General features: G+C 36.0%; 20 protein-coding genes and 1 tRNA gene. 14 read left to right on the top strand and 7 right to left on the bottom strand.

The window, feature by feature from the left end:
- The first annotated feature begins 109 nt into the window (after positions 1-109).
- Together BMS_RS14365 and BMS_RS14360 are read left to right on the top strand one after the other, a co-directional pair.
- Positions 110-1,210 carry a hypothetical protein gene (locus BMS_RS14365; RefSeq protein ID WP_014245547.1) on the top strand — a complete coding sequence of 367 codons (1,101 nt, stop codon included), beginning with the start codon at positions 110-112 and terminating at the stop codon, positions 1,208-1,210.
- Positions 1,191-1,805: a hypothetical protein gene (locus BMS_RS14360; protein WP_044557659.1), complete on the top strand. Its 615-nt coding sequence runs from the start codon at positions 1,191-1,193 to the stop codon at positions 1,803-1,805. The genes BMS_RS14365 and BMS_RS14360 overlap by 20 nt, the downstream gene beginning before the upstream one ends.
- Here the strand turns inward: BMS_RS14360 and BMS_RS14355 are convergent.
- The 7 genes from BMS_RS14355 to BMS_RS14325 are packed head-to-tail and all read right to left on the bottom strand — an operon-like array spanning position 1,802 to position 8,528.
- The gene (locus tag BMS_RS14355) at positions 1,802-2,971 is read right to left on the bottom strand and encodes a trans-sulfuration enzyme family protein (RefSeq protein ID WP_014245545.1); all 1,170 of its coding nucleotides are present in this window, start codon (positions 2,969-2,971) and stop codon (positions 1,802-1,804) included. The two genes, BMS_RS14360 and BMS_RS14355, sit on opposite strands and share 4 nt — an antisense overlap.
- Positions 2,971-4,353, bottom strand: a complete 1,383-nt coding sequence (locus BMS_RS14350) for a pyridoxal-phosphate dependent enzyme (RefSeq protein ID WP_014245544.1) — start codon at positions 4,351-4,353, stop codon at positions 2,971-2,973. Before BMS_RS14350 ends, BMS_RS14355 begins: the two co-directional genes overlap by 1 nt.
- Before the next feature lie 10 nt (positions 4,354-4,363).
- Complete coding sequence (locus tag BMS_RS14345) at positions 4,364-5,581, bottom strand: glutamate--cysteine ligase (protein ID WP_014245543.1); 1,218 nt, start codon at positions 5,579-5,581, stop codon at positions 4,364-4,366.
- A 9-nt stretch (positions 5,582-5,590) separates the two neighbouring features.
- Positions 5,591-6,646, bottom strand: a complete 1,056-nt coding sequence (locus tag BMS_RS17185; RefSeq protein WP_014245542.1) for an ArsA family ATPase — start codon at positions 6,644-6,646, stop codon at positions 5,591-5,593.
- Positions 6,643-7,434 (bottom strand): ArsA family ATPase, encoded by a 792-nt coding sequence (locus BMS_RS14335; protein WP_014245541.1) that lies wholly within the window; start codon positions 7,432-7,434, stop codon positions 6,643-6,645. The genes BMS_RS17185 and BMS_RS14335 overlap by 4 nt, the downstream gene beginning before the upstream one ends.
- A 2-nt stretch (positions 7,435-7,436) precedes the next feature.
- Positions 7,437-8,090, bottom strand: a complete 654-nt coding sequence (locus BMS_RS14330) for an outer membrane protein (RefSeq protein ID WP_014245540.1) — start codon at positions 8,088-8,090, stop codon at positions 7,437-7,439.
- 42 nt (positions 8,091-8,132) lie between these two features.
- Positions 8,133-8,528, bottom strand: coding sequence for a polyhydroxyalkanoate synthesis regulator DNA-binding domain-containing protein (locus tag BMS_RS14325; protein WP_014245539.1), 396 nt, complete (start codon positions 8,526-8,528; stop codon positions 8,133-8,135).
- Between the two features lie 506 nt (positions 8,529-9,034).
- Here BMS_RS14325 and BMS_RS14320 point away from each other — a divergent pair.
- The 12 genes from BMS_RS14320 (at position 9,035) to BMS_RS14265 (ending at position 23,200) form a co-directional block, all read left to right on the top strand.
- A complete protein-coding gene (locus tag BMS_RS14320; RefSeq protein ID WP_014245538.1) occupies positions 9,035-10,855 on the top strand; it encodes a tetratricopeptide repeat protein in 1,821 nt (606 codons plus the stop codon).
- Positions 10,774-11,487, top strand: coding sequence for a hypothetical protein (locus BMS_RS14315; RefSeq protein WP_157868297.1), 714 nt, complete (start codon positions 10,774-10,776; stop codon positions 11,485-11,487). The genes BMS_RS14320 and BMS_RS14315 overlap by 82 nt, the downstream gene beginning before the upstream one ends.
- 114 nt (positions 11,488-11,601) lie before the next feature.
- Positions 11,602-13,365: an ABC transporter substrate-binding protein gene (locus BMS_RS14310; protein ID WP_014245536.1), complete on the top strand. Its 1,764-nt coding sequence runs from the start codon at positions 11,602-11,604 to the stop codon at positions 13,363-13,365.
- 64 nt (positions 13,366-13,429) lie between these two features.
- Positions 13,430-14,371: an ABC transporter permease gene (locus tag BMS_RS14305; RefSeq protein WP_044557657.1), complete on the top strand. Its 942-nt coding sequence runs from the start codon at positions 13,430-13,432 to the stop codon at positions 14,369-14,371.
- 10 nt (positions 14,372-14,381) lie between these two features.
- Complete coding sequence (locus BMS_RS14300; protein ID WP_014245534.1) at positions 14,382-15,290, top strand: ABC transporter permease; 909 nt, start codon at positions 14,382-14,384, stop codon at positions 15,288-15,290.
- A gap of 117 nt (positions 15,291-15,407) precedes the next feature.
- Positions 15,408-16,352, top strand: coding sequence for a hypothetical protein (locus BMS_RS14295; protein WP_044557656.1), 945 nt, complete (start codon positions 15,408-15,410; stop codon positions 16,350-16,352).
- Positions 16,352-18,964 carry a coiled-coil domain-containing protein gene (locus tag BMS_RS14290; protein ID WP_014245532.1) on the top strand — a complete coding sequence of 871 codons (2,613 nt, stop codon included), beginning with the start codon at positions 16,352-16,354 and terminating at the stop codon, positions 18,962-18,964. The genes BMS_RS14295 and BMS_RS14290 overlap by 1 nt, the downstream gene beginning before the upstream one ends.
- 104 nt (positions 18,965-19,068) lie before the next feature.
- Positions 19,069-19,152 (top strand) — tRNA-Leu (locus BMS_RS14285).
- A 229-nt stretch (positions 19,153-19,381) separates the two neighbouring features.
- Entirely contained in the window at positions 19,382-19,906 is a 525-nt protein-coding gene (locus tag BMS_RS14280) for an RNA polymerase sigma factor (RefSeq protein WP_044557655.1), read from the top strand.
- On the top strand, positions 19,896-21,713 hold the full coding sequence (locus BMS_RS14275) for a vWA domain-containing protein (RefSeq protein WP_014245530.1): 1,818 nt from the start codon (positions 19,896-19,898) through the stop codon (positions 21,711-21,713). The genes BMS_RS14280 and BMS_RS14275 overlap by 11 nt, the downstream gene beginning before the upstream one ends.
- Before the next feature lie 176 nt (positions 21,714-21,889).
- A complete protein-coding gene (locus tag BMS_RS14270; protein ID WP_014245529.1) occupies positions 21,890-22,372 on the top strand; it encodes a hypothetical protein in 483 nt (160 codons plus the stop codon).
- A gap of 126 nt (positions 22,373-22,498) precedes the next feature.
- Complete coding sequence (locus BMS_RS14265; RefSeq protein ID WP_014245528.1) at positions 22,499-23,200, top strand: hypothetical protein; 702 nt, start codon at positions 22,499-22,501, stop codon at positions 23,198-23,200.
- Positions 23,201-23,257: the final 57 nt, after the last annotated feature.

The raw sequence follows: 23,257 nt of genomic DNA, 5'->3' as shown, positions 1-23,257 counted from the left end.
CGGCCACCCTTTGAACTTTGACAGAGAATTTTGCCCTAACTACTCTGAATTATTGTTTTTTGTTACTCTATTTGGATACAAATACGAAGTTCTAAACAAGTGAAGGCCCATGAAGAAAATAGTTGTTCTATCAAAAGAAGGTGAACTCAAGAGTTCTTTCAACGAACTAGAAAATCATTACTTATGTGAAGTGATTACTTTTAACTTTGATCAATCTAGTGTCTTTGAAAACCTCCTTAGAGATGATCAGGCCCTTTTGCTTATTTCCATTAGTGACTGGAGCTCATTTGATGAATTCTACACTAAATATAAAATGGATATTAACGGCACTATTGTCTTGGTGGGAAATACTGAGAGCTTTAGAGAAGAGAAGATCTCAACTCTTTGTACATTGGACCGCTTTATTAAAGGAACAATTAATATAGATCAGCCCAGCTATCTTCAAAGACCTTGGTTTAATTTACTGGTGAACCCTCAAATTGAAAGTATTGATACGACAGACTTAGATGAAGTTGGTCAGAGTATTGAAAAGGTTATGAGTGCCGCAATTAATGAATTACAAAGAGTAAAAGAAATCCATGAAAAGCTAGTTCCTATACGTGAAGAGTCCTTTAAAGGAATGAGTGCAACGAGCAAGTTTGCAGCTGGAGAAAGTGCTGGGGGAGAGTTCTTTGACATTATATCCTCAGATACTGAAATGTTACTCTTGCTTGCAAGGTCGAGATCTTATCTTGTCTCAAGTATAGTAATGAATCAATTTGATGAATTAAGATCTAACTCTACTTTTTCAGATGAAAAAATCGACCAATTTATTAAGAGCTTAAATCTAGAAGTTGAAAACTCAAAGGTTAAAGAAGACAAGAGAAAGTTAGACATACTCTTTGTAAGAGTAGATTTGAAGAAGATGATTTCTAGAGTGTGGAAGTCGGGTAATTGTGAACTTCTAATCGATGGAAAAAAAATGGAGGAGAGTGAATTCTCTATTGAGAGAGGGCAAAAGCTCTTTGTACTCTCGAGTGGACTCTTAGAAAATGCTCCAGGGAAAGTTTCTCTACTTAGTACTGTTAAGGAAAATGTTTCTAAATCAAGACGTGAAATATTAGATGAAGTCTTCTATAATCTAAAAAAAGAAAAATCGTCTATGTTCCTTTCACATGACGCAACTATGATTATCTTTGAGGTTAATAAGAATGCAATTATTCAAATTTAGTATTTTATTTCTTCTATTAAATGTAAATATCAATGCCATGAATATGTTCTCCGATATGGATTGTATTCAGGGAAGCTTTGATGCTGTCGTTGAACATAAGGCAGCACCATTTGGATTATCAAAGAATATTTTAACTGTTTCAAAAAATGATTGTTCAATTTCAATTAGTCATTCAAAGCTAAAGTTTATGAAGAATAATTGGAATATTGATGTCTGTAGAGCACCTGTTCATATTAAAAAGGATGAGGGTGGAGTAAATGTCATAAAAAGAGGAAATGGTTGCAAAGAAGGTTCTAGTGACTTTTGTAAAGAACTCTCTATGATTGAAAAGATTCTACAAGACGATGGGCTAATCTTTGCCACTGGTGAAAAAGAGAATATTTCAAGTGATCACGGAAAAATTTACTGCGCTTATCTCTTAACTAAGAAATATCTAAGAGAGGGAATTGTCTTTAATAGAGGAAGACAATACGAAGGTGTTCTCTCTCCTGTAAAAGTAAAAATGAATACTTCAAATGTCATGAGTGATGTTAAAGAGGCAAACGAACCAAGTGAGGTAAGTAAGCCTCTTGAAGATGGGCCAGCTGACTTCTAGTTCAGCGTATTTAAAGTATTATCTAAGTCTTCAATTAGATCATCTATACTTTCAATTCCAACGGATAATCTTATAAGGTTATCCGTAATACCAATTTCTTCTCTTACATTTTTTGGAATCGAGTGATGAGTCATAATTGCTGGATGCTCGATTAAACTCTCAACACCACCTAAGCTCTCTGCTAGAGAAAAGAGTTGAACTCTTTGTAGAAACTTCTTAGATGTCTTAATATCACCCTTTAAAAAGAATGTTATCATTCCACCGAAACCACTCATTTGTTTCTTTGCCACTTTGTGATGTGGATGGCTCTTTAGCCCTGGGTAGAGAACTTTCTCCACCTTAGGATGGGACTCAAGAAATTTAGCAATGGCCAATGCATTTCTTTGGTGTGCTTCCATTCTAATGGCAAGTGTTTTAATTCCTCTTAAAACTAGCCAAGAATCAAAGGGAGACTGACTTGGTCCTGTAGAGTTTTGAAGCTTCCACAACTTAGTATAAAGAGATTTGTTATTGAGCATTAATGCGCCACCGACTACATCGCTGTGGCCATTGATATATTTTGTCATTGAATGAAGTACTATATCTGCTCCAAGTTTAAGCGGATTTTGAAAGTAAGGGCTCATAAATGTATTATCTACGAGGGTTTTTACTTTATACTTCTTCGCTATAGCTGAGACTTTTTCAATATCAGTGATTTTTAAAAGTGGGTTAGTGGGAGTTTCTAACCAAATCAAGCTCGGTCTATGTTCAGAGATCTTTCCTTCAACCTCTTTAATATCTGTCGTATTTATAAAAACGATATTATGTATTTCATTAAAGACAGTAGTTAGAAGTCTGTAGGTACCACCGTAAACATCATCTCCGCATAGAATTGTTGATCCTGCGGGCAGAGAGTGAAGAACGAGTGTCGCCGCCGAAATTCCACTAGCTGTAACAACACAGTAGTTAGCATCTTCAAGGGAAGCCAGACATTCTTCTAATCTGCTTCTTGTAGGGTTATGAGAGCGAGTATATTCGTACCCTTTATGTTTTCCTGGACTTGATTGAGCATAGGTAGATGTTTGATAGATAGGGGGCATAACGGCCCCCGTTTCTGGATCGGGATGTCCCCCGACATGAATAACTTTAGAGGCTAGTTTTAGCCCCTTAAGCTTCTTTTTATTCATTAAACGTGACCCTTCTTAGAGAAGTATTGAAGAACATCAATCTCTGTAAGAATGTCTGTTAATTTTCCATTATCTGTAATTAGAGCAACTTCTTTTTGCAGAAGGGCTTCCCCAACGCTTTCAAGTAGAAGGTTCTTATCTACAACTCTATACTTATTTGAGAAGGCGAGAGAGATATTGTCATCTTTTTGGAATTCTCCCATAAGTACTGGCTTAACTAAGTTCTTCTCTGTTACAAGACCAACGATCTCCTCTTGAGAGTTAAGAACTGGAAGCTGTGAAATTCCCTTCGAGTCCATAATATTAATAGCCTCACCGATCGTTGCACTATCAGTAATTGTATGGAGATCACTCTTTTTCCCAATATCATTTAGAACATCTTTAATCTGAACATTAAATGATGAGTCTAAGTAACCATTGTCACTCATCCAATCATCATTATAAATCTTTGAAGCGTATCTATTTCCAGAGTCGTGTAATAGGATAAGGATTTTCTTTTTCTTAGTTTGTTTTGCCGCATACTTTAAAGCACCACAAATCGCAGCACCTGCCGATCCACCAGCGTAGATACCTTCTTCTTTTAGAAGCCTTCTTGTCATAAGAAAACTTTCTTTATCACCAACAACTTCAAAATCATCAATGACGTCAAAGTCATAGTTCTCAGGAATAAAGTCCTCTCCAACACCTTCAAGAACGTAAGACTTTGCTTCGCAAATTTCTCCCGTTTTCTTGTAGTGTGCAATAATTGAACCTTCACAATCAATTCCTACGATTTCAACATTTGGCATTTTCTCTTTGAAGTACTTACCACAACCTGTAATCGTTCCACCTGTTCCAACACCGGCCATGAAGACATCAAAGTCACCTTGAGTTTGCTCAAACATCTCTGGCGCTGTCCAAGTGTAGTGAGTATTTCTATTGTGTAAATTATCATATTGATTCACGTAGAATGAATTTGGGATAGTCTGAGCAAGTCTCTTAGAAACGCTGTAGTACGATCTTGGATCATCAGGCTCAACATTTGTTGGACAAACAACAACCTTTGCCCCAAATGCTCTAAGGTTATCGATCTTCTCTTGTGATTGCTTATCAGCTAGAACAAAAATACATTTGTACTTGTGAACGGCTGCCCACATCGCAAGACCTACTCCAGTATTACCCGAAGTTCCTTCGATAATAGTTCCGCCAGGTTTAAGGTCTCCATCAATGACGGCTTGATCCAACATATAGGCACCAATTCTATCTTTAGTTGATCCACCTGGATTCATAAACTCTAACTTTACATAGATGTCGCAAATACTATCTTTAGCTAAGCTATTTAATTTTACAATTGGCGTGTTCCCAATGGCCTCTACTACATTGGCCTTAGATCCCTTCATCATATCTCTCTCCTTAATTTAAAACTTCTTTAATCTCTTCTGTACTTGCAAGAGTTGCGAGCCTTGCAATAACTGTATACACGGCCTCTTTGGCCTTGTGGTCTTGGTTTTGTCTAATTTCACTAATGCAAAATTTTCTAAAAACCATTCCTCTACTATTTAAATTTCCATCAGCTTTCTTTTCACTATTTGCTCTCATAAATCCGCCAACACTTTTTCCTGAAACGAGGTAGATTGCAATCTCGGCAGGCATGTCATCATACTGGATAATTGTATCAACACCTTCTTGAACAAGTAGTGAAGTGAATTTAATTTTATTCTTTCCTATGTCCATTTTGTTACGGGCCTTTCTATTCATTGAAATAATCTCTTCTCCTGAAGAGACTACTGAAATTCCCATTCCGTATGTACCCTGTGATGCCTTTACAAAAATCTTCTTATCTTCTGGAAGTTCTGCTTTTAGATCATCAACAGCGCTACCTAGTTTATCGAGTCCTTCCTTTGAGGAGAAATCGACATTTTCTACTGTTCTAAATTTCGCTTGTAGTATATCTGGATTGATGTCGAAGTTTTTTGAAAACTCTTCAACGCAATTCTTATAATAAGTGAAGTGTTTATTCTTCTGTCTAGCAAACCACCCAATTAGTGGAGTTGGATTGATAGGAGTCTTAACGGCCTTCCAATCGAGTTCAATAGGGTCAGATTGGTCGTTATTTAAAACAACGAGATCCATTTTTTGATCTGCTGCATATATCTCTCCATCTTTAAGCTCTGCTTTAGATATTTGTAAATCAAATTGAGAATGAGAGATAAGGTTAAGTGTATTTTCATCTTGAAAGAGATTATTATCAAAGCTTAAGAAGGTGACTTCAAAGCCCGCGTCTCTAATGGCCTTTCCAAGCATTGCTAAATGATCAAGGTAAAATAAATTCTTTGTGTGTGACTCTGGAATAATTCCAATATGCTGAATTTCGCTATTAATGCTTTTTAAAGATTCTTCGAAAACCTCTGTCGCATAACTTAAATCAAGTTGGCAGAGATTATTAAAACCTGCTGGATACATGTTGTGGTCAACGGGAGCGATTTTATCTTTACTCTCTCTGATGTCTACGCTTGAGTAAATTGGTGTCGTTCTCTTTTCAAACTTAGTATCAAAATATGTATTTATATCGTTCCAATGTTCTGATACAAATTTTTCAAATTCGTCTTTAGTATTTACTTTAAATGACATTACTTGCTCCTAGGACTGAAGTAGATTCCAACCTCGCGCTAGACTTGTGACGTGATCACAAGGCTTTGCTGATAGAATCTCTGAAAACTCGAGTACTCTTTGAAAATTCTTTCCTGCAAATGTTTTTAACTCATTTTCCTTCGTGAGCATAGTGGATTTCAGTAATTTAAGTTCTGTGTCAACAGGATGCCAATTGTCTAAGAAGGGCTTGTGGCATTTATTGACACATAGGAAATTATCATCGTGCATGAACTTACCCGCCCCTTGCATAATATGAAGGGCTTCACCAACTTTATGATGCTCTGCGGATGTCACGAGGAACCAATTAGAGAACTCTTTGTGTCCTAACTCTTTTTGGAACTCGATGGCCGATGTGAAGTGATCTTTTGTTTGATAAAGAAAGCTAATAGCATCTACAAATAGATCAACAAAATCAGAGCCAGTAACTTTCTCTAAGTAGGTAAGAAGTTTCTTTATTCCAGTTGAAACTAGTTTCGTAAAAATTTTCTTTGGAGAACTCTTTGTTCCAACCTTTTTACCTAGGTATTTGAAAATTTCAACAAAGCTCTTATCGAAGAATTGCTCTATCTTTCTTGTTGCCTGTAGAAAGTCAATGAAGTGCTTACCTGGAGGAGTGTCGAGAATGATAGTGTCATAGTCACCATGTTCTAAATGAAATTGAACTTCAATGACGGCCATGATTTCATTCATGCCACCATAGGGCTTGGTAAGGACTTTTAGAATCCTATTATTCAGGTCATTTGTTAAACCCTTTGCTTTTGCAATTCTTTCCAATGTCTTTGAAGGGGAGAGAAGAAGGGCAAAGAGCTCTTTTGATACTTCCTCTTCAGGATAGAAGTTCTTAGTCGAAACAGGTGTGATCTCTCCTGTGTCGTTATCTTCAAGTCCAAGAAGTTGCTTAAGTCTTTTGGCTGGGTCAATTGTAATAAGAAGAACTTTCTTACCATTTTGTGCAAGGTTCACTGCTCTGGATGTTGCAAGAGTCGTTTTTCCAACTCCACCTGTACCACAGAAGATTTCAACTTTCTTATTTGGAATACTCATATTAGCACTCCTATCTTTTCTGCTGATAGATCATCTATAACACTTTGAAAGTCTTCACCTAGCGAATGAGCAATCTTATGTGATGTAATATCTTGATATTCAGAAATGACTTCATTCTCTAGATCATTTTTAATTTTTAAAAACTCAGGTAAGTCCTCTTTAGCTGCGAGAACTGGGGAGAGACAATCATTGATGATAATTTCTGTACTTGTAAAATTTAAGTTTTGTAAATGTTCTCTCACTTCCTTTGCCTCATTAAGGGCCATCTTTGTAGGTAGTGAAACGATGTAATTCTTTAGTACATTTTGTGCATAGATAAAACGATGCATTCTATTGATATCTTCAACGAGAAGACCCGAGCCAAAAATTTCTTTGAAGTTGTGGGATGATTCAAACATAGTCATAGCATGACCGCTAGAAGGTGAGTCTAAGACTATAACGAGCTCTGGGTCATCTTCAAGTAAATCTATAATATGCCCAAGTAGAATCATGTGACCGAGACCAGGAATCATATTGAATAATGATTTAAAAAATGGTGTCTTCATTATCCATGAGGCTACCATTTCTGAACCTAGCTTCTTGCCCATATAAATTTCAGCTGATTTTTCTAATTCTAAATGTAGAGATGGTGTCTCGAGTTCAGAGCAAATCTTTGTCTGATCTTCTTGGTCAAAACTATTGTAGAGAACTTTCTTTCCTTGCGCTTTTAATTTCTTTGCTAGGGCAATGGCGAGGGACGTTTTTCCAACACCGCCTTTTCCTGTAACTATATAAAGACGGTGTGACATGATTAGAAGGTGTAGAAAACAGTCATCATTAATTTGACGTATGAGCCTTCAACTTCTGGTTGAAGTTCTTGCTTTACATCAAATGGGTTGTGAAGAGCTCCAAGAACACCAACTGTAAACTTATCATTAAGTCTTAAGTCCGCTCCAGCTCCTGCATGATATCCAAAAGTAAGTTTTGTCTTAGAAGTAACTAACTCGTTGTTAATCATTCTTCTCATCTTTGGTTGATAGAATCCAAAACCACCAGTAACAAATGGTGCAAAGTTATCGAAGTGAAACACCTTGGCCTTAATCCCTAGGGCCAGTCCTGTTAACTGAGTATATTGATTTAAATGCTTATGCTTTGATGTGTGAAAGTTAGCAATAAAATCAAAAGAGTGGCTTGCTGAATAATTATAGAAAAGGTCCCAAGTAATCTTGTCCTCTCCCTTATCCGCAAATTCACTCATTAGAAAAGTTTGACCAATTCCTATTCCTACACTGTGCTTATTCAGTGTACTCATATTTCTAGACGTAGGAATCTCTGAGTCTACGTTCTTGGACTTTTCATCTGATGTTAATTTCTTGATTGATGGTTTTGCGTTGGCCGTTAGACCTGCTACTAAAAAAGCAGCAGGAAGAACGTATTTTGAAAAACTAAATAGATATTTTTTCATTTCTTTCTCTAAACTTAGGGGGATATTAAACTCCCCCTTATATTAGTTTAAAGTATTTGGTGTTTCAACAGTTGAGTTAACTTCTGTGTTTTGTACGAAGTTGTTTAAGTTTTCACTTAAAGATGGCTCAACAGTTGTTTCAGTAGTTGAAGTTCCTTCTAGAGCTCTGATGTGCCCTGTGAAAGTACCTTCTTCTGATCTAATTACTCTCTTAAGAAGCTCAACGTCTCCAGCTCTTGTAGATTTCTTTTCTTGATCAAAAAGAAGTTGAATTTGAGTCATGTAAGTGATGTCATTTTTTGTTTTATTATCAATTACTTGAATCTCGTGACCTTCTCTGATGATCTGAGCGATTTCCTCTAGAGTCACGTAACAGCTTTGGTGTGTGTCATAAAGCTTACGGTTTTGGTATCTCTTGATAATTCTTACGTCGTTCATCTTTTATTTCCCCTATTTGAATATGAGATATTAGTCTCATTAAAAAATAAATTTATTTTTTGCTTCTAGCATCAAAATATCGAAAAGAAAGCCTTTTTGTATATTTTTCAGTGCTTAGCGTCGTTAAGTTAAGAAAAGCAAAGAAGTACGCAATATCAGCACTTTAGTCTATATTGCTGCTCTGTTTGCATTTTGTTTAATGCCTTGCTTCGATTAACGACTCAATGAATTAGCAAGAACCTCAAAAGGGTGTCAACTGAAAATCATGACAAAATTCTTACACTGCATTATTTTTACTATGAAAATCGAATAATCAGTCGTTTAGAGGGGAGTAAAGTCAAGATATCTTGAGGTTTGAAATGGTATAATAAATGGTGCGTGGCGCAAGCTTCGGTAAAATATACCTGATAAGCAAAATGGGACAAAGTTTTAAATATTTTCTCAGCATTTACGACAAGTAGGAAGGGTCTTTCCATTTTTAGGGCCCCACGACTTAAAGGAATATCATGCTTAAAAAACTTTCCTATTCAATTTTAATTGCGGGCCTTTGCTCATGTTCGAGTATTGTGAAAACAAAGGTCAAAACGATCGATCCTCTAAAGGCAGTATCTATAAAGCAAAAGGGATTGGATAAACTCTCTATACAGGAGAGGTTGGAGAGGGAGTATGCCTCAATTGATCCTAGTGATACTACCAAGCTCGCTTTCTTTGCTGATGAGCTCTATATGAAAGGCTCAGATGCCTCTCTTCGTGGAGATAGTGAAGAGGCTGCACTATTTTTTGAATATGTCTTGAAGGTTAAGAAAGAAGATAATTATGTTCAAAAGAGATATGCAGTTGAGTTAATTCGATTAAATAAATTGAGTGAGGCCAAAGAGATTCTGGCCTCGCTATATAAGAGCGAAAACTCTGAAAAGGTTGGACTGATTTTGGCCGGTGTTCATACGGCGTTAAAAGAAAAGAGGGAGGCCCAATTGGTTTATCTCTCAATCTTAAAAAACTTTCCTTCTTCTGAGGAGGCTTGTGTCTTCCTAGCGAAGTCTTATTCGTTAGAATCAAAATTTAAAAAGGCGTTTTCGCTTCTAAATAAATGTGAAAGATCTTCCAAGGGAAAAGCAATTTACTCTTTTTATAGAGGGAAGATTGAAATTGCTCGTGGGAATATTAAATCGGCGCAGAAGAATTTTAAAAAATCACTGCGAGTCGATCCAACGTACCAGCAGGCCGCTATTGGTCTAGGTGCTATTTATGAAGAAGAGAAGAAGTTTGCAAATGCGCTAGAGGTTTATGAGAAGTTTCTTAAGAAATCTCCTCATGCATATGCAATCTTAAAGAATGTTATTCAGATCTATTTTGCACTAGGGAAGTATGACAAAGTCATTCCATATGCAGAGAGATTATCTAATATTGACTCTAGTGACTTAAACTTAAAAGTTAGGCTTGGAATTCTCTATGCGGACTCAAAGCGATATGAAGACGCCAAGGGAATTTTCAAAGAAATCCTAGTGGCAGTACCAAAGTCTGACAAAGTTCTTTATTACCTTGGAACACTCTACCAACAAACGGGAGAGTTAGACTCTGCTATTGGATACTATTCTAGAGTTCCTGAAGAGAGTTCTCTATTTCACGAAAGCAATATCCAAATTGCTCAGTTACTGCAGGCAAGTGCGATTGAGCAAAAGGAAGCAAAAGATAAGCTCGTTAGTTTTGTTAACGAGAGAGCGGACAAGCACACTAATTTAAGAGTGGAGCTGAGAGTGTTACTTGCTGGTTTCTATGAGAATGAAGGAGCGCTACAAAGTGCTGTGGATGAAATGGAAAAAATAAAGAATGAAAAGACTTTCAATGAAGGTCATGAGTACTACTTTGCAGCTTTACTGGAGAAGATCAATCGCTTCGATAGAGCAAAAGAAGTCATTGAGGGCATACTGGTTAAAAACCCTGAAAATCCTCATGCTCTAAATTTTCTGGGTTATTCTCTACTAGAAAGAGGAGAGGACTTAGAGAGAGCATTCTACTTGATTTCAAAAGCTGTAGAGTTAAGACCTGATGATGGCTATATCAGAGATAGCCTTGGATGGTACTATTACAAGATTGGAGAATACGAAAAAGCATTAGTCGAAATCAAAAAAGCGTGGACATTAGTAAACACAGATGTTGTCATTACTAAGCACTTAGCAATGACGTATGCAAAATTAAAGAAGTTTACGAAAGCTAAGGAATTCTATGTGGAGGCGCTTAAAAATTGCAAAGTCGAATCAGAAAGAAGAGATGTACTCAAAGAGCTAAGTGGCTTAGAAAAGCTTCGCTTGCCTGCGTCTCAGTAGCACTTCTTTCGTGTACCCACACCAGTTTAAATAGTAAGAATGATTTTGAGTTGATGACAAATCAGCTGGGGAACCTTTGTCTAAGCTCACAGGGCAGAGGGAGAATTAAGCTATTAAAGAGCACAACTCTCTTCTCCTATGAATCGGCCAACGATGCTTCAAGAAAGATTTGGAAGATGGGTGTCGATATTCCCTTACATGGTTCAGAGCTTTTAAGTCTTTATTGGGGAGAAATTGAAAACTCTGTTGCGAGATTCAAAGGAAACTTTGCCAGAAGAATCTATACAACTATTCGCAATCAAAATAACTCAAAGGAAAATATCTCTTATCTCAAAGGTTTTGCTCATGGCTTTAGTCAGCTGATCTTCTTGAGTGAAAAATTGAATAAAGAAGGTAAGAACCTCTGCCAAAGCGAGTATTGTAAGGTTGGTGACTCGGTGCTTTCTTGGAAGACTAGCGAGGGGCATCTCTTCTTTGATTACTCCTCGGACGGGAATTCTTCAGAGATACTTCGATTCGATTTTTCAAACCTCTCTGAGGAAGGGGCCAAGAGGCTCTCTATCTATCCTATTGAAAACAAGTCCTCCTCTAACTCATTTAGAGTAGAATTATTTTTTAATCAATGCGAATAACGCGAAGCTAATAAGTCTTTTCCTTTAATTTCTAGATATTCTCTAAATAATTTTGTATAGATTTTAAGTTAAATTGCTAGGTTTTGGAATAAAACTAAACAGAGGAAGTTTACTATGAAGAAGTTTACAACGCTTTTGGCAACTGCAGCAGTCCTAGTTGGATTCGCAAGTTGTACTAAGAAAGAAAAGGAAACGGGAAAGACTCTTAATATTGCAGTTTCGGCTGAAATTAAAGGTATGGACCCAATCTACGCAAACGATCGTTATTCAAGTAATGAAGTTGGGCGCGTGTACGAAGGTTTACTCGAGTATCACTACTTAAAGAGACCATACACACTAGTTCCAAATTTAGCTGAGTCTATGCCATCTGTATCTGAAGATGGGCTTACTTATACTTTTAAAATTCGCCAGGGAGTTCTCTTCCATGACAGTGAAGCTTTTCCTAACGGTAAGGGAAGAGAGTTAGTAGCTGAAGACTTTGTTTACTCTATTAAGAGACTTGCTGACCCTAAGCTTCAGGGCCTTGGTTGGTGGTTACTTGACGGAAAGATTAAAGGTTTAAATGAGTGGAGAGAGAAGTATGCTGACCTCGACAAAGTTGATTACGACGAAGTTGTTGAAGGTTTAAAAGCTACTGGTAAATACACTCTAGAGTTTAAACTGACGAAGCCATTTCCACAGTTCCTTTACTCACTAGCAATGCCATTTACTTTTGCAACAGCTAGAGAAGTTGTTGAAAAGTATGGAAAAGAATTCTTAAATCACCCTGTAGGAACAGGACCATTTGTTCTTCCAGTATTTAAGCAAACTAAGAAAGTTGTATATACAAAGAACCCTAACTTTAGAAAGAAGCTTTACCCAACTGAGGCGAGTGACGAATTTAAAGCAGCAGGTTTCTTAGAAGACGCTGGTAAGCAATTACCACTCGTAGATAAAGTTGTTGTTAGCGTTATCATCGAGTCTCAACCAAGATGGTTAAACTTCCTAAAAGGAAACGTTGATTATATCGGTATTCCAAAAGATAACTTTGACTCTGCTGTAACACCAGAGAGAGAGCTTTCTAAAGAATATAAAGATAAGGGTATCTCTTTAATGATCACTCCTTCTTTAGATGTAACTTACACGGCGTTTAATCACGACCTAAAATTATTTCAAAACCCAGACCTTAGAAGAGCGATGTCTTTAGCGTATGACGTTAAGAAGTCAAATGAGTTATTCTACAATAACACTTCTCTTCCAGCTCAATCTGTAGTTCCTCCAGGGATTGCAGGTAATATTCCAAATTATGTTTCTCCATATAGAGGACCAAATATCGAAGAAGCTAAGAAATTATTAGCGAAAGCAGGTTACCCAGAAGGAAAAGGGCTTCCTGAAATTACTTACGATTGTCCATCTGGAACAGTTTCTCGTCAGATTGGTGACTACATGAAACAACAAATGGCTCAAATTGGAGTAAGAATTAAAGTTGTAACAAATCCTTGGCCAGAGCTTCAGAAGAAGATCACTAAGAGACAAGTTATGCTTTACGGTATTGCTTGGGGAGCAGATTACCCAGATGCTGAGAACTTCCTACAGTTATTATACGGACCAAATAAAGCTCCAGGAGCAAATGGTTCTGGATATGATAACCCAGAGTTTAACAAGCTATTTAAGACTGCTTCTGTAATGCAAGATTCTCCAGAGAGAACAGCTCTTTATGAGAAAATGAATAGAATTGCAGCTGAGCAAGCTCCATGGATTTATGGAGTACACAGACAAAACTTTACTCTTAGACATTCTTTCTTAAAGAATTACATGTCTACTGACTTCGAAACAGGTCAGGCTCAATATTTAAATATTGATACAGAGCTAAAAGCTAAAGTGACTAAAAAGCTTTAAGATTATCTAAAATACTATGGCCCTCTCTTGTAGAGGGCTTTTTACATTAATCAGGTGGTTAATTTTGAATTTGTGGCAGTACATCCTTAGAAGATTATTTTACATCATTCCTACGATCTTAGGTGTGGCATTAATTATATTCGTTATTTTTAATGTTGTAGCACCGGATCCTGCATTAATTATGCTAGGAAAACACGCAACAGTTTCTCAGATTGAAGAACTTAGAAATGAACTTGGACTTAATAAGCCTTTATGGGCCCAGTACCTTGATATTGTAAAGTCTGCGTTTACTTTTGATTTCGGAAGGTCTTGGACAACTAAGCAAGAGATTCTTCAGATGATTAAGAATGGTGCGATACCATCTCTTACTTTAACTCTGCCAGCATTTATTTTATCGACAATTATTTCGATTTCAATTTCTCTTATCGTCTCTTTCTTTAGAGGTCAGTGGATTGATAAGTGTGCAGTATTTTTCTGTGTTCTACTTATGAGTATTACTTCTCTAGCTTATATCTTATTTGGACAATGGTTCTTTGCTTATAAGTTAGGTTGGTTTGAGATTTCGGGTTACGAATCAGGTTTCCCAGACTTTATCCCTTATATTGTACTTCCAGTTATCATTTGGATTATTCTCTCAATCGGTCCAGACGTAAGGTTCTATAGAACAGTAATGTTAGATGAAATTTACCAAGACTATGTGAGAACAGCTAAGGCCAAAGGGTTGTCAGAGAAAGTTATTCTCTTTAAGCACGTTCTTAAAAATGCAATGATTCCAATTATTACTTTTGTTGTTATCCAAATTCCTTTCCTGATTCTAGGTGCTCTACTACTAGAGAGTTTCTTTAGTATTCCAGGTCTAGGTGGGATTACATTAAATGGTGTTTATAACTCTGATTTTCCAGTGATTAAGGCCATGACGATTTTAACAGCAATGGCCTATATCATCTTTAGTGTTATCACAGATGTTTTATATACCGTTGTAGATCCAAGAGTACGTTTAAAGTAGGAGAAGACCAGTGTCTCAATCAAATATACAATCCGTTGAGGGTGTAGAATTAACAGAAAAGAAAATGAATAAATCAAAGTCTCTTTGGGATCATGCTTTAGAAAATATCTTCAAAGACAAAATGGCCGTAACGTCTCTCTTTATTGTTGGGATTTACGCATTAGTATCAGTCCTGTCTGCTACTGGTATCATAGCTTCAGACTGGGCAGTTGAAGTCGGACCTTCGTATGCTTCTCCGAGTACAGACTTTATTTTCGGAACAGATATTTTTGGTAGAAGTGTTTTTACTAAAATGATTAAAGGGACGGAAGTTGCAATGTCAGTAGGACTTGTCGCGGCCCTTATCTCTGTATGTATTGGTGTTGTATTAGGAAGTATTGCTGGATACTTCGGTGGAAAGGTTGATGAATTAATCGTGTGGTTCTACACTTGTTTTCAATCAATTCCTACAATCATGCTTCTAGTTGCACTTTCTTTTGTTCTTGGAAGAGGTTTAATTTCAATGTACGTTGCTCTTGGGTTAACTTCTTGGGTAAACCTTTGTCGTCTAATTCGTGGCGAAGTTATGAGACATAAGAATAGAGACTATGTTCAAGCGGCATCTGCACTAGGTGGAGGTCATTCAAGAAAATTAATTAAGCATATTTTTCCAAATGTATCTCACTTAGTAATTATTAACTTCTCTTTAATGTTTCAAACAGCAATTAAGACTGAAGTTATTCTTTCTTATTTAGGTCTTGGTGTTCAGGGAAGACCAAGTTGGGGAACAATGATTGATGACGCTAAACTTGAGCTTGCCAGAGGTGTTTGGTGGCAATTAGGGGCCGCAACTCTAGCAATGATGATTGTTGTTCTTTCTTTGAATATCTTAGGGGATGCTCTTAGAGATGCTCTAGATCCAAAGCTTAAAGGAAAGTGATCTTTATCATAAATTATTAAATTTCAGTAACTTAGCCTCCCTTTCTGGGAGGCTTTTTTTTATCTCTAAATACTAAGAATTTAAGGCCATATTCCGATAAGTTTTGTGGAGAAATGCATGTTAGATGATCAAGGTTCACAAAACGACGGTGAACTGAAGCCTATTACTTTTGAAAACTTAGAGAAGATGAAAACTTCTTCTGGGGATTTGTATTGGAAAAAAGGAGATGGGAAGCTCATCAAGTTATTACATAGTGGAGATATTGTAGAATTCTCCAAGCTTAAGCGCTTTCAAAAAGTAACAGATCACTTATTCATTAATGAATATACTGAAAGCGAATTCATTGAGCGTGGACTTGAAATTCTAAATCAACTTAAAGTAGAAGAAAGTGAATTGGCTCGCTTAAATTTAAGGGAAGAGTTAAAAGAGCTAATTCTACCTATATTCTGGAGGGGAGAGTCATCTGCCTCGCTATTAAATTTAGTCATTCTATTTAATAGTGCATTCTATGAAATCGCTCCATCTTTTTCAGAAGATATGGATGAGAAAGCATTCTCGCTACACCGTAGGGCTTCACTCTATGCAAGTCTAATGGCCTTAACTTCATATATGTGCGGCTATACTCACTTTAGCCTCTTAAAAGATATTTACAATATTAGCTTCTTTAATGATTTCTCATTTTCTAAAAGAGAATATAAATCAGAAGAGCATATAGAAATTGATCACAGCGAAAACTCATTTGAGGATTTCCAAAAATCTGGCTATTACAATCTAACAAATAAGCAACTCTCAAAATTAATAAAGTTTCACCATGAGTCTTTTTCGGGCGAAGGGAGAAGCTATCAATTAAATATCAATGAGCTGAGTGAGCTTGAAAAGATCTCTATATTCCTTGAGTCTACTCTCTCTAGAGGTGAGTATGAATACACTCGTGGGGATGGAGATAAGTTTCTTTGGAACTTACTTACTGCTCAAGAGAATGAAAATGAAGTGATGGCTTCATTTCGAGAATATCTCTTTCAAAAATTCAATGATAATTCTACAAAAGAAGAGGCCGCCTAGTGAGTGATGTGCAAGAAAAGTACATTCTTAATCTACTAGGAGACTCTCTTAACGAGTCTTATGTTGAGGTTCTTCAGGAGCTTGGTTTTTCTCTTGATACAGAGAGAAAAGAAGGCAGAGAATATAAGTTTACACTCGTGGGTCCAGGAGAGAGTTTTACTGACCTAGTGGAAGCTCAAATAATTTATATAGGTGAGTCCAAAGAGCATGCATCTCTCTTTAAAGAGGGAGTGGTTTCCATTGTTCCTTCAGAACTTGGAGAGAGTGAAGTTGATAGAACATTTTTTAAAAGACTTTTGGGAGAAGATTCAACACTAAGAACCTCTGAGTCAATGAGTAATGGCCTTGAGGGGATTGGTAGCTTTAAAGTATCTGATCATCTAAATTCAGGTTTCTATAGCGATTCAATTGCAATTAAGGCGGCTAAGAGAGAGTTTGATTTCTTTAAGGTTAAGAAAACTCTATTTCATCTCTTTGAATTGAGTTCTCAAATTATTCTTTCAGATAGAGGATCCTTTCCATTAGATATAGACTTTGGGGTCTGTGGAGATGACTTCTTTATTCAAGCTCACTTTCCTGTTGAAAATTTCTATCTTGAGTACCTAGTAGATAACTTCTTAAGTGATAAAGAGTCTATTGGTCAAATTATAGAAAATGTGAATTCTTTAGATATTTATAAACTCTCACGTACGGATAAGTTGGTTCTAACATGTGCTTGGTCTAAAGGTTCTGAGAATAAAGCAATCTACATTCATGATATAGAGAAGTTTAACTTCAATGGAATTTCAAAGAAAGAAGATATAGAAAACTTTGAACTTAAAGATACTCTCGATGAGAGTTTTTCTCTAAAGAGTTCTTCAAGTAGAACATTAGAATTAGGCAATATTAAGAGGATAGTAGACTTTGTAAAAATGCAATCCTCTGATGATATTACAATCTCCAATCTATCTGAGTTCTTAGAGAATTATCCGAATAAAAAAATCATAAAAGGTATTACTCAGCATGATAAGGAAGAGATTCTTAAAGTACTGCAAAGTAGTCAAAAAATAGAAGAGATAGAAAATTCAGTTTCTAAAAAGGAAACCTCTCTTAGTAATGAAGAAGTTCTAGAAAAACTAATTAATAAAATTGAAAATCTGGATATAGATGAGGCCAACGAAATCGTAAGTCTTGGGCTTCAAGACTATAGTGAAGCCGTAACGCGAGTGTCTGGATGGGTTGATAAACCTGACAATTCTAAAACGATTGTTTCTGGTAGTCGTGAAGATATTGGAGAGAAGACTCAGCTCATTAAGGGGTCTAGGGAAGATTTAACTGAGGAAACTTTTGTTATCAGTGGAGACTCAAATTCTTCTGAAAGTGAAAGCAATTCTAGAAGAGAAGTTAATTACGATAATGTACAAGCACACTTACCCAAGTGGAGAGCGGCTAAAGACGGACTTATTGCTAAGCTTAGAGAAAGAGTTAAGTCTGATAATGAACTTAAAGATCTGGATATAAAAGATGAGATCTCAAGTCTATTTCAAGAGAATTTAAATATTGAAGGGAGTGAATCTAATGCACTAGTTAAGGGGTTACTTGATGATACCTTGATTAACTCTCTTGAAGTTACTAAAGAAGAAAGTACGAGCTCTATTGATAAAGAGGTGACTCATCTAAGAGACTCAGCAGCTAAGAAAGATGCTCAAATAAGTCGAATGATGAAGTTGATCGACGCTATGAAAAAAGAGCTTATTATACAAAAGAGAAATGCTGACCCTGAAAGGGACACTGTTGCAGAAGTAGAGCTAGCTAAAGTTAAAGATGAGCTTAGTAAGAAAGAAAAAGAGATTGAGATATTAAAGTCCAATAGAGAGAATATGTCTGAGGCTCTCGAGGCCCAGAGACATAAAGATGATCTTGTTCAAGATATAGTTAAACAGATTCCAAATAATGCAGAAATTAAGTCCTTTGAAGCAAAAGTAAAAACTTTAGAGGCACAGCTAGAAGATGCTAGAGAGAGAAGCGAAATACTAAATACTAAGCTTGAGCAAGAGCGCAAAGATGCTCTTACAAAATCTGATGAAGATACTGCTCACTTTAGAACAAAGATGATGAAGAGCCAGCAAGTCATCAACTCTTTTCAAAAAGAAAATAAAGAACTTTCTGAAGAAGTTGAAAGGCTACAATCCTTACAAAGAGAGTTGGATACAATTGTTCCTGAGCAAAGCACATCAAATGATGCTAGTGAGTTAATTGAAAAAGAGAAAGAAATAGAAATGCTTAACCTCGAAGTCAAGAAAGGTGTTGATCAAAGCAAGGCCCTAGGCTTAAAGATAAAGCAATTGGAGCAAAAGAATAAATTTCTTATGGCCCAAGTTGAAGAAAGTGCGAGAAAGAGCAGCACTGGTAGAGGTAGTTCTCGCTCAGGTGCTGATGCTAAGTCACAGCACAAGATTAAGCACCTCGAGAAGCTAAACGAGAACTTTAAAACAGAAGCTCAGAATGCTAAGAGTGAGCTTGCTGAAAAGAAGAAAGAAATCTTAAAGTACAAGCAAGAGGCTAACCTGCTAAAAACAAAATTAGCTGAGTCTGAGCGTAAATTAGCAGTAACCAAGAAGAAAGCCGCTTAAGATAATCATCTAAAATCCTGTTGAAATTTCAAAAAAGAGAAGATTTTCCTTGTCATTTCCATCTAGAACTATTAAAAATACAGAACGTCAGATCACGAATATATGCCCAGATGGTGAAATTGGTAGACACGCTAGACTTAGGATCTAGTGCCTTTGGCGTGGAGGTTCAAGTCCTCTTCTGGGCACCATAAAAAAGCTCTTCTACGGAAGAGCTTTTTTTTTTGCCTACACCTAAGTTCAAGAAATCTTTTATCAAATTATCCCTAGATATATCGAATAGTTAAATAACTTTTATTATCCTTTTGTACTCCTAAGTGTCCGTAATTAAAGAAAAATCTTTAGTTTATAGAAATTTCTTTCTAAGAAAATGTGAGTTCAAACGTATCTAACTTAGAAACTATTTGTTGGGGATTTATTATGTCTAAAAAAATGAAGTGGTTTACGGAAGTTGTTCTTAAACATGAAGCTCCTCTCATTGGTTATGTCTTTAAAATTCTACGTAAAAGAGCGACTAGTGAAGAGGTGACTCAGGAAAGCTTTCTAAAACTATGGAGAGAAGTTTTCCCTAATAAAGAGTATGAGAATTATCCAAAGGCCTGGCTCTATAGAGTCTGTAGAAATATGGCCATAGATATTCTTAGAAAGGATACGAGGCTTGTTTTTGATGGAGAAGTTGAAGAGTTGATAAGCTGCCCATCAATTAGTGAGTCTGTATTTGATAGCAGTATTATTTTGCAAGAGATTGGAAAGTTAAAGCCTATTGAGGTCGAAGTTATGACTTTAAAGTTTGCAAATGACTTAAGCTACAAAGAGATTAGCTCTATTACAAACCTAAGTGTTTCAAATGTTGGTTTTATTATCCATGACTGTGTAAAGAAAGTTCGCGCTATTGTTTTAAAAGAACAAGTTATTTACTCACAGGAGGTTTTAAATGAATCATGATCCATTATTTACAAAATTTGCCCTTGATGAAATGACTATTGAAGAAGGAAGTAATTATAGAAATGATCTTTTAAGCAAAGATATTTCTGAAGAAGAAATTAATGCTGAAGTAGAGGCCATTAGAGCAACTTCAGCAGCTATAAAAAGTGAATACCAAAGGGATCAAGTTTTAAACTTATCTAAGGCCAGTAAAGAAGAGCTTTTAAAGAAAAAGAAATGGAAAATTTTTAAGAAGATAGCTCTAGGTCTCTCCTTAACAACGAGTGTATTTACACTCTTCATTGCTACTGTCGCTATTTGGTATAATTTTAGCAATTCAAACTTGAAAGATCGTTTTCATGATAATTTTTTTGGAAAGTATGAGGGATTTGCTGATAATTTTAGTGATAGTCAAGTTCACTCAACTAATCTTCTCTCTCGTGAAAAATATGATCATATTGAAGCGAGTAGCTATTCTCGAGTAAGCGATAACCCTCTTACAACATTCTCTATAGATGTCGATACAGCAAGCTACGCAAACGTTAGAAGGTTTATTAATAACGGAGTAAGGCCAAATAAAGGAGCGGTTAGAGTTGAGGAATTAATCAATTACTTTTCTTATGATTACACTTTTTCAAATCCTGAACATCCAATTGATTTAAAGTTAGATTTAACAAATAGTCCTTGGAATAAAGACAGAAAAGTTGTTAGGGTCGCACTTAAAGCCGATACTCCAAAAACAGCTATTAACTCTTCAAAGAATCTAGTGTTTCTTTTAGATGTATCTGGCTCAATGAGTAGCCCAAATAAATTACCTCTTCTTAAGGAGTCAATTAAGCTTCTTCTTAGAAACTTAAAGGGCGATGATAAGGTATCAATTGTAGTCTATGCTGGTTCTTCAGGTGTTGTTTTAGAACCGACTAGTGTTTCAGATAAAGTTAAAATCCATAAAGCGCTCAATCAACTCCAATCTGGGGGCTCAACTAATGGAGGAGCCGGTATTGTTGCAGCCTATAAGTTAGCTGAGGAAGAATTTATAAAAAATGGAGTGAATAGAGTCATTTTAGCAACAGATGGGGATTTTAATGTCGGGACAACAAGTCGTTATGAATTAGTAGACCTCATACAAGAGAAAGCAAAGAAGAATATATATCTAACGGTACTCGGGTTAGGAATGGGTAATTATTCAGATTCATTGCTTGAAGAGATCTCTAATAAAGGGAACGGAAATTATGCCTATATCGATTCATTGAGCGAAGCCAATAAGATCTTAAATGTTGATTTAGAAAAGAATTTCGTAACAGTTGCGAAAGATGTGAAAATTCAAATTGAGTTCAATCCTTCTAAAGTAGAGGCCTATCGTCTTATTGGGTATGAAAATAGACAGCTTGCAAACGAAGACTTTAATGATGATACAAAAGATGCTGGTGATATTGGTGCTGGACACACTGTAACTGCTATCTATGAGATTGTTCCAAAGGGTGGAGGGATTGATTTACCTAAGATAGATAAATTGAAATATTCATCTTCAACAAAGACTGAAGTTAACTCTGATGAGTTATTAACCGTAAAGGTTAGATACAAGAAACCAAATGCTTTTATGAGTGATAAGTTTGAGAAATCTCTTAAGGGTGGTTCTGAGTTTGTTGATAATGACTTTACCTTTGCCCTTGCGGTTGCAAGTTTTGGACTGAAGCTTAGAGATGATGAGCTGACGAAGAATATGAGTTATGAAGAAATTAGATCTATGGCAGATAGATCTAAAGGTGAGGACAAGCACCATTATCGTGAAGAGTTTATCGAGTTAATTGATCTATTGAAAAAGTAAGAATTACTCTATGTACGTGATTCCCATTTGGGCAGAAAGTTTCATTTGGGATATCACGTACTTATTTAAAGAAAACCATCCTTTTTCCATATAAAAAATTCAACTTACATTAAAATACATATCGTTTATGGCAATATCCAAAAAATTAGATGAATTTAAAAAGTTTGGAGAAGCATATGAAGTCAGCTTTAATTGGATTAATTATTGGTATACTATTTTCTTCATCAATTTTAGGGGCGACTTTAAATTGTGAGCAATCTTTCTACGAGCATAATGGAATGTTTGTGAGTGCTCAAATCAATGGAGATTTCTCAGTTGTATCTGAGAAAGAAGTGAAGTTCTCAAAAGTTACTTTTAAGTATTCTATCTACGAAGATAATAATGAAGAATATATTTGGTCTGCAGGACTAAAAGAGCTTGAGAATTTTTCTAATAAGCTTGATTACAGACCAAGAAAGTACTTTGGTCATATGAAGTTCCCAGTGTGGGTTAATGAAATTGCTGGAAGCCCATATTATGGCTTTGGATATTTAGATTTAATTGTTCCTGCTAAAAATCTTAAGTCTAGTGAACCTTCATCGTTTACTTCATATTTAATCATGACATATATGGATGATCACTATGGTGGGACAATTAAGTTAAATTGTAGCATCAAATAAAGTTCCTATGGCCCTTCTGTCCTTAGTAGGGCCAACTTCAAATTTCCTTAAAATGCTGATTAATTTACTCGGTTACGGAATTCTTTTCCGATTCCGCTACTGCCTAGAGATTCATATAATTGATTTATGAAAAAATTAAATAATTCTGGTTTTTCCATGGTTCAAATTATGATGGCCGCTGGAATGATGGGATTACTCTCTTTGGGGGTAATGAAGATCATGGAAAACCAAAGAAAATCAGCTAATGCAATTAAATCCTCCGCTCAGGCCCATAGTTTTTACTTAGAAGCTAAGGCCTATATGGCAAGACCGGGCTACTGTAAGAAAAACTTCAATGGACTTAAGGTGGGTGAAGGTGATGAGTTCGTTTTAGAGGATATATTAAAATCTAATGGAAAGACCCTTTATAAAAAGGGACAAATTCTGAACCAATCGCTGAGACTAACCTCAATTTCAACAGCAAATTATGAGAAAGATACTGAGTTTTCAGCTTTAATGGATCTTCGCTTTAAGCTAGATAAGATTGGAAATTCTTACGGAGCGAAAGGTTATACAAGAATTTTAAAATTAAATTTAACCCTAGATAAAGATGGCGCTATAAAAGATTGTACGACTTTTGGTGCTAGCTCAGGTGCTGCATTTGATGGAACTCCTGCTGCCAATAATATTCAGGAAGGGTTAAAGGATTTACACTCAGGTAAAAAGAGTGCTGAGTCGGAAAAAGTGAAGTCATTCCTAGAGAAAAATGCTGCGCTTAAGGAAATGAATAAGAATATTAAGACTATGAATGATATGAATAAGAAGATGGAAGAGATGTTCAAAGATTAGTCTTGTTATCAAAGCTCTCTTATTGTAACTTTTAGATTATTTATCCAATTTTGGGCA

Origin of the sequence: Halobacteriovorax marinus SJ, from assembly GCF_000210915.2 — a bacterium.
Lineage (GTDB): Bacteria > Bdellovibrionota > Bacteriovoracia > Bacteriovoracales > Bacteriovoracaceae > Halobacteriovorax > Halobacteriovorax marinus.
Note: the sequence above shows the minus strand (reverse complement) of the source record. Positions and strands in the feature narration are given on the sequence as shown.